Genomic DNA, 13736 nt, shown 5'->3' on the forward strand with positions numbered 1-13736 from the left:
GGGGACCTCAGTCCTCGTCGGCGGCCATCTGGCTGAGCACCTGGCCGCGGCCGCGGGCGCGCATGATCAGCGGCACGACCAGGGCGATCAGCGCCAGCGACAACAGGATGATGGTCAGCGGCGAACTGACCAGCACGGTCGGGTCGCCCTGACTGATCGCCAGCGCCCGACGCAGCTGCTGCTCGGCGAGCGGCCCGAGGATCAGCCCCACCACCACTGGCGCGATCGGATAGCCGAAGCGCCGCAGCATGTAGCCGAGCAGGCCGAAGCCGAGCAGCATGCCGAGCTCCACGGGCGAGGGATTGGCGCCGATCGTCCCCAGCGTCGCGAAGACCAGGATACCGGCATAGAGCCACGGCCGCGGGATCGTCAGCAGCCGCACCCAGAGGCCGACCAGCGGCAGGTTCAGCACCAGCAGCATCAGATTGGCGACGAGCAGGCTGGCGATCAGGCCCCAGACCAGTTCCGGCCGCGTCGCGAAGAGCAGCGGCCCCGGCTGCAGGCCGAACTGCTGGAAGCCGGCGAGCATGATCGCCGCCGTCGCCGTGGTCGGCAGGCCGAGCGTCAGGAGCGGCACCAGCGTGCCGGCGGCCGAGGCGTTGTTGGCGGCTTCCGGTCCCGCGACGCCCTCGATGGCGCCGTGGCCGAACTCTTCCGGGTGCTTCGACAGCTGCTTTTCGGTGGCATAGGAGAGGAACGTGCCGATCTCGGCGCCGCCCGCCGGCATGGCGCCGATCGGAAAGCCGATCGCCGTGCCGCGCAGCCAGGGCTTCCACGAGCGCTGCCAGTCGGCCTTCGTCATCCACACCGAGCCGCGGATCGCCTCGACCTTCTCCTGCAGGCGCTGCGAGGAGGCGGCGACCGTCAGCGTCTCGCCGATGGCGAACAGCGCGACGGCCAGCGTCGTCACCTCGATGCCGTCATAGAGGTCGGGGACGCCGAAGCTCAGGCGCGCCTGGCCGGTCTGCAAATCGATGCCGACGAGGCCGAGCGCCAGGCCGATGCCGAGCGCGGTGAGGCCGCGCAGGGTGGAATCGCCGAAGGCGGCCGAGACCGTCACGAAGGCCAGCACCATCAGCGCGAAATATTCGGCCGGGCCGAATGACAGCGCGAAGCGCACGATCACCGGCGCGATGAGCGCAAGGCCCATCGTCGCGATCAGCCCGGCGACGAAGGAGCCGATGGCCGCCGTCGCCAGCGCCGGGCCACCCCTGCCGGCGCGGGCCATCTTGTTGCCCTCCAGCGCGGTGACGATCGAGGCGCTCTCGCCGGGCGTGTTGAGGAGGATCGAGGTGGTCGAGCCGCCATACATGCCGCCGTAATAGATGCCGGCGAACATGATCAGCGAGCCGGCCGGATCGAGCTGGTAGGTCACCGGCAGGAGCAGCGCGACGGTCAGCGCCGGCCCGATCCCGGGCAGGACGCCCACCGCGGTGCCGAGCGTCACGCCGATCAGCGCGTACATCAGATTGGTGGGCTCGAGGGCGGTGAAGATGCCCTGGCCGAGAAGCACGAACGTGTCCATGGCGATTCCTGCCGGCCCTCAGCCGAAAAGTCGCTCCAGCACGCCTGCCGGCAGCGAGAGCTTGAGAAGCTTGGTGAACAGCAGCCAGAGCGAGAGCGACAGGAGGATGCCGATCGGGATGGTCTTCCAGAGCGGGCCCCGCCCGAAGGCCTTGGCGGTGGCGGCGAACAGCAGGCCTGTCGCGATCGAAAAACCCGCGACGTTCAGCAGCAGCAATTGCGCGGTCAGTCCGCCGACGATCCAGACGATCGGCCCGATCGCGTCATGCTCGCGCTCGGGAAAACCGCCCTTGAGCGCGCTGGCGATCGTCCAGATCGACAGGACGCCGAGAAAGGCCGCGATGGCATAGGGAAACGCCTTCGGGCCGATCTGCGTATAGGCGCCGCCGGTGACCAGCAGCGTGTTCCAGAAGATCACCCCGGCGAGCGCCAGCAGCGCGACGCCGATGGCGACCGCCGCCCAGTCGGGGCGGCGGCTGGTCCCGGAGGACGGGACGTTCTCGCTCATTCCTGGACGAGGCCGATGGTCTTGAGGATGGCGCGCGTCGTCTCGACGTCTTCGGCCAGCTGCGCGGTGAAGGCGTCGCCGGAGAGATACGTGTCCTCCCAGCCGTTGCGCTCCAGCGCTTCCTGCCACTGTTCCGACTTCACCATCTTCTCGATGTCGGCGGTGATCTGCGCCTTCTGCTCGTCGGTGATGCCCGGCGCGGCCGCGACCATGCGCCAGTTCTGGATCACCACGTCGAGGCCCGAGCTCTTCAGCGTCGGGGCGTCGATGCCCTCGATCGGCTCCTCGCTGGTCATCGCCAGGAGGCGCAGCGTGCCGGAAGCGATCTGCGACTCGAACTCGCCATAGCCGGAGATGCCGGCCGCGACCTGCTGGCCGAGAATCGCCGCCAGCGCCTCGCCGCCACCGGAGAAGGCGATGTAGTTCACCTGCTTCGGGTCGACGCCGGCGGCTTCCGCCAGGAGGCCCGCGGCGATGTGGTCGGTGCCGCCGGCCGAACCGCCGGCGATCGCCACGGCACCGGGATCGGCCTTCATCGCAGCGACGAGATCGTCGATCGTCTGGAACGGCGAGGCCGCCGGCACGACGATCGCCTCGTACTCGCCGGTGAGCCGGGCGATCGGGGTGACGTCGTCGAGCGAATAGGGCGCGTTGTTGGTCAGGATCGCGCCGACCATGACATAGCCGCCGACGATCAGCGCGCTCGGATCGCCGCTGCTCTGCGAGATGAACTGCGCGAGGCCGATCGTGCCGCCGGCGCCGGGAACGTTGACGACCTGCACGTTGCCGGCGACGCCGGCCTCCTGCATCGCGGTCTGCATGGTGCGGGCGGTCTGGTCCCAGCCGCCGCCGGGGGCGGCCGGCGCGATGATCGTGTAGCTTTCGGTCTGGGCGAGAGCGCCCGTCGCGGTGATGCCGGCAATCAGCGCGGCACCGAGCAAGCGTTTCAGCATGGTCTTTCCTCCCAAGGTGGTCCGCCCGGCTCGGCCTGCCGGGTCGCCCCGCGCCCGCGTCCCAACGCGTTCGGCGAGGCAGCTCCTGACGACAGGCACCGACGGATCCTGCACAGGATGCCTAGCGCCAGATTTGGGAAACTTGCAAGCGCCTGGATGGGCGAGGCGCGCTTGCCCCGGCGTTTTGCCTCGCAAGGTCGTGGGCAGGGGCAGGCGTGAAGGCGACGCTGTGAGGTTAGCCAGGGCAGGCGAGATGAAGGCGTGCGCTTGTCTCCCGCGTCGGACGGGTTGAAACGGAACTGCTCATTCTTTTTCAGATTGGTGGCCTAGACAGCAACGGCGGCGTTCGACCCTTCCAGGTCATCCTGAACGAAGGATTCCAACGAAGGCGGTCATCAACGGTATGAAACTGTCACATATTGTTGCCATTCCCGATCCGCCAATTACCGGCACTCCTGCCCTTTGTCGTAAACGCGGCGGTTCCGCTCGACGACCGGCATGTTGCTCCGGACCCAGCGATTCACGCCTTGCAGCGCCTGGAGGATCCCCACACCTAGCCCGGTTAACTCGTATTCGACCCTCGGCGGAACTTCTGGATAATAGTGGCGTGCCACCAATCCGTCTCGCTCGAGGTTGCGGAGAGTGAGCGTCAGCATGCGCTGCGTGATGCCCTCGGTCTCCCTTTGAAGGGCCGAGAAGCGGAGACGTCGCTCATCGGCCAGCGACAGGCGCCACAAGACCTGTACGGTCCACTTATCCCCGAGGCGTTCGCATATGCCGTTTGACGGAAGGGGGCGGAAGGACTCGTCGAGGTTCGTCTCGTCGGTCCCGCGATCCCCGGAAACGTCTGCCGAAGGTATCATCCGTGTGCCTCGCGCTGACAAAAGTGCCGTCTTCCCTCGGTTTTCCATCTCTATACAAGGATGACCTTTGCCAACAAGGGTTCTGGCCATGCGATGCAAGACCGTATTGGTATTGGGCGCAACCGGGCGCCAGGGTGGATCTGTCGCGCGGACTCTGCTGAATCGGGGATGGGGTGTCCGCGCCTTCGTGAGGGACCCGTCGACGCCAGCCGCCGCCGAACTTGGCGCGGCCGGTGCTCGCCTCGCATCCGGCACGTTCGATGACACGGCGTCCTTGCGTGCCGCCATGGATGAAGTCCATGGCGTCTTCAGCGCGCTGCCGGCCACATTGTCCGCAGAGGACGAGGTTCGTCACGGAACCGCCATCGTAGACCTGGCGGCAGACGAAGGTATCGCGCATTTCGTCTACTCGTCCGGTGCCAGCGCCGGGACGGTGCCCACGGGCATTGCGCGGTTCGACGCCAAGCCGAGGATCGAGGCCCATGTTCACCGCCTCCTGCCCGAGGCGACGATCCTCCGTCCGTCGATTTTCATGGACATGCTCTTGCGGCCGGGTACGGGCCTCGACAAAGGGCGCTACACATCGCTCGTCGAACTCGACGGTGCCATGCAGGTCGTCTCCGTGGCAGATATCGGCCGATTCGTCGCCGCCGTCTTCGACGACAGGGACCGTTTTGCCGGACAGGTTGTGCCGCTGGCCAGCGATCGGCTGACGGGCCTCGATCTCGCCGCAGCGCTCACGCAGGCGAGCGGACGACCCATCCGCTATGCGCGCCTGCCCGACGCCGTTCTGTCCGCCAATCCCGATCTGGCCCACATGGCGGAAAGCCTGAAATGCGGCCCGCTCTCGCAGCCCATCGACCTGGATCTGATGCGGGCCATCAACCCGGACCTCACGAGCTTTCGCGCCTGGCTGGCGACGCAGGGACGGCCTCTCCTCGACGAAGCGTTGAAAGGGTAACTGCGGTCAGGAGGACCAGACCCAATCGATCAGACTTCGCAAGAAGCGATCACGACGTGAGGGAAGCCGCTCGCCACTGTGCGAACCACAGCTGAGGCGTTCGGCGCGATTGTCGTTCCAGTTGCCATCAGCAGCGATGAACGGCAGCTATCCAGCCGCCAAATCGAAAAAGCTGCCGGACCGCTTCCCACCCAATCGAGATGTCGGGAGGCAGGGAAGTGGACATCTGAAAGCGGTCCGGCAGGTTTTGCCACCAAACACACCATTAAAGCCGGGTAGAGTTCTCGAAAGCGGACGTTGCAACATTCGGGACTGGTCCAATCCATGCGCGATGTGGGTCAGGCCACGCGTCGGTTTGCCGTGCTTAGCCTGCCGCATCACCCCACGAACCGCTCGAACGCCGCCAGCCGTACCATAAAGCCCGGCACCTCCAGCGGCTCCAGCGCCTCCCCCGCCTCGACATCGCTGACGACGCGATACCCCTCCGCACCCGGCTCCCGAAACACCCGGGTCTCCAGTCGCCGCCCATCGATCACCCACAACTCCCGAATACCGAACGCAGCGTAGATTTCGGCCTTGCGGCCACGATCGTAGGAAAGGCTCGACAGGCCGATTTCGATCGCCAGCAGGCACGTGGCGCCGTCGAGGCGCTCCAGCCCCGCGGCGCGTTCGAAGACCACGAAGTCGGGTTCGAGAAACGTGTCGTCGGCCAGCCGGAAGGTCGTCTCGGGGTTGGTGGCGAATTGAGCCGGGAGGTTGCGGACCAGCTGTTCGTTCAGCCACATCTTGATCCGCTCGTGCGTCATGCCTTTCGGTGACATCGGGACGATCTCCCCGCCGATCAGTTCGAACCGTTCTTCCTCGGGAATGACGCCGGTCTCGACGAAGGCCTCGATCTCGGCGACGGTGAACCGGCGGCGCGGCAGGCCCTCCGCGGCGCGCGTCGTGTTGAGCGGCACGGCGGTGTCGTCGTCGAGCGGGACGAGTTTGGACATTGCGCGACCCTTCGCGGTGGCGATGGCGTAGTAATCCGTGGAACCGAGGCCCAATTCAAGCCGGAACGTCGGCGCGGTCGGGCAGTGCTCGAGCTGCGTTTGTTGACATAAGCATATCTTTATGTGATTTCCTGCCGTGAACAAGGAAGGCACGTCCCCATGACCGACACGCTCGACCAGCTCTTCGGGGCGATGACCGAAGGGCGTTCGCCGGCAGAGGCCGCCAAGGCCCTGCGCAAGGCGGTTTCCGAACGGATCCTGATCCTCGACGGCGCGATGGGCACCGAGATACAGCTGCTCGGCCTCGGCGAGGACGATTTCCGCGGCCATCGCTTCGGCGCCTGCGCCTGCCACGTCCAGGGCAACAACGACCTTTTGAACCTGACCCAGCCGCAGGCGATCGAGGACATTCACTACGCCTACGCCATCGCCGGCGCGGACATCCTGGAGACCAACACCTTCTCCTCGACCACCATCGCCCAGGCCGACTACCAGATGGAGGAGCAGGTCTACGAGCTGAACCGCGACGGCGCGCGGCTGGCGCGGCGCGCCTGCATCCGCGCCGAGCAGAAGGACGGCAAGCGCCGCTTCGTCGCCGGCGCGCTGGGACCGACCAACCGCACCGCCTCGATCTCGCCGGACGTCAACAATCCGGGCTACCGCGCCACTTCCTTCGACGATCTGCGCATCGCCTATGGCGAGCAGCTGCGCGGCCTCATCGACGGCGGCGTCGACCTGATCCTGATCGAGACGATCTTCGACACGCTGAACGCCAAGGCGGCGATCTTCGCCTGCGAGGAGATCTTCGCGGAGAAGGGCGTCGTGCTGCCGCTGATGATCTCCGGCACGATCACCGACCTCTCCGGCCGCACCCTGTCCGGCCAGACGCCGACGGCGTTCTGGCATTCGGTGCGCCATGCGAGGCCCTTCACCATCGGCCTCAACTGCGCCCTCGGCGCGGCCGCGATGCGCGACCATCTGTCGGAAATCTCGGCCGCCGCCGACACGCTGGTCTGCGCCTATCCGAATGCCGGCCTGCCCAACGAGTTCGGCGAATACGACCAGAGCCCGGAGGCGATGGCCGCCGAGGTCGAGATCTTCGCCAAGGAAGGCCTCGTCAACATCGTCGGCGGCTGCTGCGGCTCGACGCCCGACCACATCAAGGCGCTCGCGACGATGCTGGAGGGCTACAAGCCGCGTCCGATCCCGGTCATCGAGCCGCTGATGCGCCTGTCGGGCCTCGAGCCCTTCACGCTGACCTCCGAGATCCCCTTCGTCAATGTCGGCGAGCGGACCAACGTCACCGGCTCGGCGAAATTCCGCAAGCTGATCACCGCCGGCGACTTCGCCGCGGCGCTCGTCGTCGCGCGCGACCAGGTCGAGAACGGCGCGCAGATCATCGACATCAACATGGACGAGGGGCTGATCGACTCCGAGCGGGCGATGGTCGAGTTCCTCAACCTCGTCGCCGCCGAGCCGGACATCGCGCGTGTTCCGGTGATGATCGATTCCTCGAAATGGTCGATCATCGAGGCCGGGCTGAAATGCGTCCAGGGCAAGTCGATCGTCAATTCGATCTCGATGAAGGAGGGCGAGGAAGCCTTCCTGAAGCAGGCGCGTCTGGTGCGCGCCTATGGCGCCGCCGTCGTCGTCATGGCCTTCGACGAGGAAGGCCAGGCCGACACCGAGGCGCGCAAGGTCGAGATCTGCACGCGGGCCTACAAGCTGCTCACCGAACAGGTCGGCTTCCCGCCCGAGGACATCATCTTCGATCCGAACGTCTTTGCCGTCGCGACCGGCATCGAGGAGCACGACAATTACGGCGTCGACTTCATCGAGGCGACTCGCCGGATCACCGCGACCCTGCCGCATGTCCACATCTCGGGCGGCGTCTCCAACCTCTCCTTCTCGTTCCGCGGCAACGAGCCGGTGCGCGAGGCGATGCACGCCGTGTTCCTCTACCACGCCATCCAGGCGGGCATGGACATGGGCATCGTCAATGCCGGGCAGCTGGCGGTCTACGACACGATCGAGGCGGACCTCCGCGAGGCCTGCGAGGACGTCGTCCTCAACCGCCAGCCGAAGGGCGGCGGCACGGCCACCGACCGGATGCTGGAGATCGCCGAGAAATATCGCGGCACCGCCGGCAAGGAGGCCCGCGTCCAGGACCTCGCCTGGCGCGAGAAGCCGGTCGGCGACAGGCTGGCCCACGCCCTCGTCAACGGCATCACCGAATATATCGACGTCGACACCGAGGAGGCGCGGCTCGAAGCCGCCCGCCCGCTGCACGTCATCGAGGGGCCGCTGATGGACGGCATGAACATCGTCGGCGACCTGTTCGGCGCCGGCAAGATGTTCCTGCCGCAGGTGGTGAAATCCGCCCGGGTGATGAAGCAGGCCGTCGCGCATCTGCTCCCCTTCATGGAGGAGGAGAAGCGGCTGAACGGCGGCGAGGGCCGCAAGAACGCCGGCAAGGTGCTGATGGCGACCGTCAAGGGCGACGTCCACGACATCGGCAAGAACATCGTCGGCGTCGTTCTCGCCTGCAACAATTACGAGGTGATCGATCTCGGCGTCATGGTGCCGGCCTCGAAGATCCTCGAGGTCGCGCGCACCGAGAAGGTCGACATCATCGGCCTCTCCGGCCTGATCACCCCGTCGCTCGACGAGATGGTGCATGTCGCCGCCGAGATGGAGCGCGAGGGCTTCGACATCCCGTTGTTGATCGGCGGGGCGACGACCAGCCGCGTCCATACGGCGGTGAAGATCCACCCGCGCTACGAACGCGGCCAAAGCGTCTACGTCACAGATGCGAGCCGCGCCGTCGGCGTCGTCTCCAGCCTGATCTCGGAGGAGACCCGCGACCAGACCATCCAGACGGTCCGCGACGAGTACAAGAAGCTCGCCGACGCGCATGAGCGCAGCGAGCGCGACAAGCAGCGCCTCGCGCTGGTCAAGGCGCGGGAAAACCGCTTCCGGACCGACTGGGCTTCCTACGAGCCGACCGCGCCCACCTTCAGCGGCACGCGCGTGTTCAGCGACTGGGACCTCGAGGAACTGTCGCGCTACATCGACTGGACGCCGTTCTTCCAGACCTGGGAGATGAAGGGCCGCTATCCGGCGATCCTCGAGGACGAGCGCCAGGGCGAGGCGGCGCGCTCGCTGTTCGCCGACGCGCAGGCGATGCTGAAGCAGATCATCGCGGAAAAGTGGTTCCGCCCGCAGGGCGTCATCGGCTTCTGGCCGGCCAATTCGGTGGGCGACGACATCCGCCTCTATACCGGCGAGGACCGCAAGGCCGAGCTCGCGACGCTGTTCACCCTGCGCCAGCAGCTGACCAAGCGCGGCGACCGGCCCAATCTCGCGCTCGCCGACTTCGTCGCCCCGGCCGAGAGCGGCCGGCCCGACCATGTCGGCGCCTTCGTCGTCACCGCCGGCATCGAGGAGGAAGCGATCTCCAACCGCTTCGCCAAGGCCAATGACGACTACGCCTCGATCATGGTCAAGGCGCTCGCCGACCGCTTCGCCGAGGCCTTCGCCGAGCGGATGCACGAGAAGGTGCGTCGCGAGTTCTGGGGCTATGCGACGGACGAGACCTACAAGCCGGACGAGCTGATCGGCGAGCCCTATCGCGGCATCCGCCCGGCGCCGGGCTATCCGGCGCAGCCCGACCACACCGAGAAGACCACGATCTTCAACCTTCTCGACGCGGAAGCGGCGATCGGGGTGAAGCTCACCGAGAGCTTCGCCATGTGGCCGGGCTCGTCGGTCTCGGGGCTCTATCTCGGCCATCCGGAGGCGCATTATTTCGGCGTCGCCAAGGTCGAGCGCGACCAGGTCGAGGATTATGCCGCCCGCAAGGGCATGGATGTCCTGGAGGTCGAGCGCTGGCTGGCGCCGGTGCTGAACTATGTGCCGAAGCCGGCCGAGCAGCCGCGCGCCGAGGCGGCGGAATAGGCGAGGGGCTCACGCCCCGGCGTCCGGCTCCCTATATGCGGCCGGACGCCAACAGATCCCGAGCATCGATGGATATCACCGAGACCATGACCGCCGACGAGGTCTGGGCCAGCGCCCCGTCGCCCTGCGTCGACATCTGCAAGTACAAGCGCCAGGGCCGCTGCGTCGGCTGCTCGATGACGCAGATGGAGAAGCAGGCCTTTCCCCACTCCGGCAGCGCCGACGCCAAGAAGGCGTTTCTCGAGACGCTGATCGCGCGCCTCGCCGAGACCGGCCGCAACCCGGCCTTCTGGGTGATGTCCTACCGCCGCAAATGCGAGCGCGAGGGCGTGCCCTGTCCGCTCGATCTCGAAAGCTGAGACCCACGAACGAAAAGAGCGGGGCGCCCTTCGGCAGCCCCGCTCTGTTTCATGGCGACGGCGCGGCTAGCGCCGATCTCGGCTGATCAGGCCGCAGTGGTCTTCAGGTGGGCGCGCAGCATCCAGGCGAACTTGTCATGCGCCTCGATGCGGGCGGTGGCGAGATCGTTGGTGGCATAGTCGCCATGCTGGTCGGCAACTTCCGCCAGCGCCGAGAGCGTCGCCGACAGCGTCTCCTGGTCCTTCAGCATCACCTCGATCATCGTCTTGGCGTCGGTGCGGCCGTCATGCTCCTCGACGGCGCTGCGCTCCAGGAACACCGAATAGCGGCCCTCGGCGTGGACGTCGAACTGCTTGATGCGCTCGGCGAGCGTGTCCTGGCCCTCGAAATGATCCTCGTAGATCTTCTGGAACAGCTCGTGCAGCGGGCCGAAAGCCATGCCGGTGACGTTCCAGTGGAAGTTCTGCGCCTTCATCGTCGTGACGGAGGTTTCCGCCAGCGCCTGGGTCAGGCCTCCGACGATCTCTTCCCGGGCGGTCGGCTCGATCTTCGCGGCGATCAGTCCCATGCGATATTCCTTTCGTAGAGCGACATCTTAGAATGACTCCAAACTATGCCGCCGCGCATCGCGGATCAAGTCGTCGTGACGCCTTTTTAGAACTTTTCTAAAGAGCGTCCGCCAGGGATCCGGCGAGGAAGCGCATCCAGCGGCGCGCCTCGGGGCGGACCCGCCAGGCGATGAGCGCGGCGGCCGCCGAATCCTGGCCAGATGCGGAGGCGTCGAGCAGCCGGATGAGCCAGATTTCGTCGTCGGAAACGCTGGCGGTGCCGGGACGGTACAGCGCGATCTCGCGGCTCGCCTTGTCGGCCAGGCCGCGGAAGAAGGCGGTGGCGAAGCGCTCTAGTGAAACATTGGCCTCGCCGGCAAGCAGGAAGCACGCACGTTCCAGATCCGGCTTCGGCGCCAGCCGGCTCTTCAGCGCGAACCAGCGCAGCCGGTCCAGAAGCGCGCGCTCGGTCGCGTTGAGCGAAGGCGCGGCGGCCGAGCCGGCGGGCAGGGCGGCGCCGGGAAAGGCGAGGATGCGGGCGGTTCCCTGAACAGGAGCGTCGGCAAGAAGATCGACAGCAAGCGCGGTCATGGTCATCCGGATGAACAGTTGCGGCCGCGTCAGTTATTTTTGAACGGTTCTAAACTTGACAGCGGCTGTCATGTATCTTCATAGCAGCGGGACAGGCGATTGCAAAGCGCGACAATCCGCGCGGCACGCCCATCCCCGGCATCATCGAGGAGCATCGCTCTTGGCCAAGCGTTGGCGCGACGCGCCGTCCCCCTGCATCGACATCTGCAAGTACCGCGACGCCGGCCGCTGCATCGGCTGCGGCATGACCAAGCCGGAGAAGAAGTCCTTCAAGCGGCTCGGCGGCAAGGCCGAGAAGAAGGCGTTCTTCCGCGAGCTGATCGCCCGTCTCGGTTCCCGCTATGACCGCTGGGCACATGTCTACCGGCGCAAATGCGGCAAGAAGGACGTGCCCTGTCCGCTCGACCGGCTGGAGACCCGCGCCGACGCCTGAGCATCGGCGCGGCGCGTATTCAGTTGCCGTAACGGTCGTACCAGTCCGCAGCATGTGATCCGTCGACGACCACCCGCGAGGTGTCACCGTTGGAGGAGATGGTGATCGGCTCGCCGTCGAAAGTCGTGAAACTCATCGAGACCGGCTCGTCATAAAGCGACAGCTGCTCCTCGATGATCGACACCGCGACGCGCTCCCCGAGGCGCAACGACTCGTAATAGTCCGTATAATAATGGACGCCGGCCATGTTCCGGGCATTGGCGATATTCATCGCCAGCTTGTCGAGTTCGCCCTGCACCGTGTAGCCGCCGGCATCGGCAACCGGGACCAGTTCGCCACCCTCGTTCTGGTTGCCGCTCGAGAACGCAGGCCTGAAGATGGGCCAGGGCCAGGCCTTCTCGGTCACGCCGTCGGCCTCGAACATCTCGAAGAAGGCCTTCAGCATCGTGACGCAGGCGCCGGCCACCGTGGCATGGCCAGCCCCGTAGGCGGGATGGGTTGGCGAGCCCTCCGGAAAGGCCATCGGCAGGAGATAATTCGTATTGTCAGGAATGGTCGGAAAGCCCTCTGGAGGCGAGGCTTTCGGCTTGATGCGGCTTGCGGCGTTCTGATCCACATTGTGAGCGGCGATCGCCGTCAGGATGGAGGCTGGAATGGCCCCGCTCAGCATGCCGACACGATCCGCCAGATCCCCGTGGCCGAGGAGGTTCGGATCGGCAGCATGAAGCGTGATCAAGGCCGCGGCGACTTCCGGACGCATGCGCCGGTGATGCATCCATTTCTGCCGCCATACGGCCTTCAGCGCACGGGTCGCCACCTCGGTCACCAGGCTGAGGATGTGCGGCCCTCCGAAGGAGGCGAAGGCGCTGCGCGTGCTGCTGCGCGTTTCGGGCATGCCGCGATCCTTGGGGAAGCTGCGGCCGTCGTTTGCCATCATCAGGCAGGCGACGAGGTAGGCCTGGTAGAGCGCGTCATAGTGGACATAGGTTGCGATGTCCCGCCCTGTCGTCAGATAGCGTCGGCGGCCGAGGAAGATGTCGAAATTGTTGCCGTCCACGCCGTTCTGACAGTCCAGCCACGCTGCCCAGTTGGTCAGGTAATCCACCCCCGGTTGCGCGACGATCGAGCGCTGGTCGATGATCTGGGTACCGAAGAACAGGAAGCCGTCATTATGGCCGACTTCGGCGAATATGCCGCGGAAGGCCGGGCCGGCGGCGTTGTTGGGCGCGTTCGCTCCGTTGAGGTTGACGAATTTCCCGGCGGGGGAGTCGTTCGAATTTCCGCTCAGCATGAATTGCGAGACCCAGTGGCCGTGCTTCGAGCCTGGCGTCGAACCGCGGAAGAGGGAGTTCCCGTCGGTGATCGTTCCGCGGCTCTCGTAGCGGCGTCGGGCAGCGCGGGACAGCTTGCCGGTAACGCTGCCGTTGAGAAACGGAACGCTTCCCAGGGCGTCGATGATGGTCTGGACGGCGATGCCGCCGGCGGCGGTGCCGGTACCCGTGGCGATGTCGGTGAAAGCAGTGTCGCGCAGCAGCGCCATTGCGTAGAGCTCGGCCATCTCGGCGGCGAATTCGGGGCTGGCGATCTCGGGCGCTGCACTGATGGCGAGCGCGCCGGCATCGGCTCCCTGCGTGTCGTAGACCAGCCCGGTCAGCGGGCTTGTCAGCTTGCGGTAACCCGGTGCGCCGCCCGGATACTCGGCATATTGCGGGGGATTGGTGTCCGTGAACGGTTCGGCATTGGATCGATTGGCACCCACGGGAAGCGTCTCGAGCGATCCGGCATCGCCGCTGGTCAGCGCGGCCACCATTGCCTGGTAGGTCGGGGCATGGACGCGGCCCAGCACGTCGTGAGGCAATGATTTGTGGTAATTGCCGAGCCGGCCTGCGCCGAAGCTTGTCTCTTCGCCATTGGGCGACGTCACGCCGGCACCGCGTCTACCGGCGAGTTCCGCTAGCGAAGTTCGTCGTTCTGTGGACCGTGTGCGGCGGGAATGACAATCGGGCCGGGGAATACCGAGCGTGTTGGTCATGGCGCAAATCC

The 13736-nt window shown here is 66.3% G+C and carries 12 protein-coding genes; 4 read left to right on the plus strand and 8 right to left on the minus strand.

The genetic code is table 11. The features are described from left to right. Nucleotides 1-7 precede the first annotated feature (7 nt). The 4 genes from GGR03_RS15755 to GGR03_RS15770 form a co-directional block, all read right to left on the minus strand. Nucleotides 8-1525, minus strand: a complete 1518-nt coding sequence (locus tag GGR03_RS15755) for a tripartite tricarboxylate transporter permease (protein ID WP_183209708.1) — start codon at nucleotides 1523-1525, stop codon at nucleotides 8-10. 18 nt (nucleotides 1526-1543) lie between these two features. Next, nucleotides 1544-2032 (minus strand): tripartite tricarboxylate transporter TctB family protein, encoded by a 489-nt coding sequence (locus GGR03_RS15760; RefSeq protein WP_183209709.1) that lies wholly within the window; start codon nucleotides 2030-2032, stop codon nucleotides 1544-1546. Next, nucleotides 2029-2982 carry a Bug family tripartite tricarboxylate transporter substrate binding protein gene (locus tag GGR03_RS15765; RefSeq protein ID WP_418884985.1) on the minus strand — a complete coding sequence of 318 codons (954 nt, stop codon included), beginning with the start codon at nucleotides 2980-2982 and terminating at the stop codon, nucleotides 2029-2031. Before GGR03_RS15765 ends, GGR03_RS15760 begins: the two co-directional genes overlap by 4 nt. A 446-nt stretch (nucleotides 2983-3428) precedes the next feature. Next, entirely contained in the window at nucleotides 3429-3938 is a 510-nt protein-coding gene (locus GGR03_RS15770; protein WP_343058828.1) for a winged helix-turn-helix transcriptional regulator, read from the minus strand. Between GGR03_RS15770 and GGR03_RS15775 the strand changes: the two genes are divergently transcribed. Beyond that, nucleotides 3937-4809, plus strand: a complete 873-nt coding sequence (locus GGR03_RS15775) for an NmrA/HSCARG family protein (protein ID WP_183209712.1) — start codon at nucleotides 3937-3939, stop codon at nucleotides 4807-4809. The two genes, GGR03_RS15770 and GGR03_RS15775, sit on opposite strands and share 2 nt — an antisense overlap. 377 nt (nucleotides 4810-5186) lie before the next feature. Here GGR03_RS15775 and GGR03_RS15780 read toward each other — a convergent pair whose 3' ends face one another. After that, nucleotides 5187-5948 (minus strand): Uma2 family endonuclease, encoded by a 762-nt coding sequence (locus GGR03_RS15780; protein WP_246368082.1) that lies wholly within the window; start codon nucleotides 5946-5948, stop codon nucleotides 5187-5189. Nucleotides 5949-5963: 15 nt separating this feature from the next. On the opposite strand from GGR03_RS15780, the gene metH reads away from it, so the two are divergent. Both metH and GGR03_RS15790 read left to right on the plus strand, forming a co-directional pair. After that, complete coding sequence (gene metH, locus GGR03_RS15785) at nucleotides 5964-9761, plus strand: methionine synthase (protein ID WP_183209713.1); 3798 nt, start codon at nucleotides 5964-5966, stop codon at nucleotides 9759-9761. Between the two features lie 68 nt (nucleotides 9762-9829). Continuing rightward, on the plus strand, nucleotides 9830-10120 hold the full coding sequence (locus GGR03_RS15790) for a DUF1289 domain-containing protein (protein WP_183209714.1): 291 nt from the start codon (nucleotides 9830-9832) through the stop codon (nucleotides 10118-10120). A gap of 86 nt (nucleotides 10121-10206) precedes the next feature. On the opposite strand, the gene GGR03_RS15795 is transcribed toward GGR03_RS15790, so the two are convergent. Beyond that, the gene (locus GGR03_RS15795) at nucleotides 10207-10689 is read right to left on the minus strand and encodes a Dps family protein (protein WP_183209715.1); all 483 of its coding nucleotides are present in this window, start codon (nucleotides 10687-10689) and stop codon (nucleotides 10207-10209) included. A gap of 97 nt (nucleotides 10690-10786) precedes the next feature. Beyond that, nucleotides 10787-11260, minus strand: a complete 474-nt coding sequence (locus GGR03_RS15800; protein WP_183209716.1) for a hypothetical protein — start codon at nucleotides 11258-11260, stop codon at nucleotides 10787-10789. 160 nt (nucleotides 11261-11420) lie between these two features. On the opposite strand from GGR03_RS15800, the gene GGR03_RS15805 reads away from it, so the two are divergent. After that, nucleotides 11421-11693, plus strand: a complete 273-nt coding sequence (locus tag GGR03_RS15805; RefSeq protein WP_246368084.1) for a DUF1289 domain-containing protein — start codon at nucleotides 11421-11423, stop codon at nucleotides 11691-11693. 19 nt (nucleotides 11694-11712) lie between these two features. Here the strand turns inward: GGR03_RS15805 and GGR03_RS15810 are convergent, their stop codons facing one another. Continuing rightward, nucleotides 11713-13617 carry a vanadium-dependent haloperoxidase gene (locus GGR03_RS15810; RefSeq protein ID WP_183209718.1) on the minus strand — a complete coding sequence of 635 codons (1905 nt, stop codon included), beginning with the start codon at nucleotides 13615-13617 and terminating at the stop codon, nucleotides 11713-11715. Nucleotides 13618-13736 lie beyond the last annotated feature (119 nt).

Source organism: Aurantimonas endophytica, from assembly GCF_014196845.1.
GTDB lineage: Bacteria > Pseudomonadota > Alphaproteobacteria > Rhizobiales > Rhizobiaceae > Aurantimonas > Aurantimonas endophytica.

Bases quoted from the DNA above. Each gene is read 5' to 3' on its own strand.
- GGR03_RS15755 (WP_183209708.1), bottom strand. From the start codon at position 1,525: ATGGACACGTTCGTGCTTCTCGGCCAGGGCATCTTCACCGCCCTCGAG.
- GGR03_RS15760 (WP_183209709.1), bottom strand. From the start codon at position 2,032: ATGAGCGAGAACGTCCCGTCCTCCGGGACCAGCCGCCGCCCCGACTGG.
- GGR03_RS15775 (WP_183209712.1), top strand. From the start codon at position 3,937: ATGCGATGCAAGACCGTATTGGTATTGGGCGCAACCGGGCGCCAGGGT.
- GGR03_RS15770 (WP_343058828.1), bottom strand. From the start codon at position 3,938: ATGGCCAGAACCCTTGTTGGCAAAGGTCATCCTTGTATAGAGATGGAA.
- metH (WP_183209713.1), top strand. From the start codon at position 5,964: ATGACCGACACGCTCGACCAGCTCTTCGGGGCGATGACCGAAGGGCGT.
- GGR03_RS15790 (WP_183209714.1), top strand. From the start codon at position 9,830: ATGGATATCACCGAGACCATGACCGCCGACGAGGTCTGGGCCAGCGCC.
- GGR03_RS15795 (WP_183209715.1), bottom strand. From the start codon at position 10,689: ATGGGACTGATCGCCGCGAAGATCGAGCCGACCGCCCGGGAAGAGATC.
- GGR03_RS15800 (WP_183209716.1), bottom strand. From the start codon at position 11,260: ATGACCGCGCTTGCTGTCGATCTTCTTGCCGACGCTCCTGTTCAGGGA.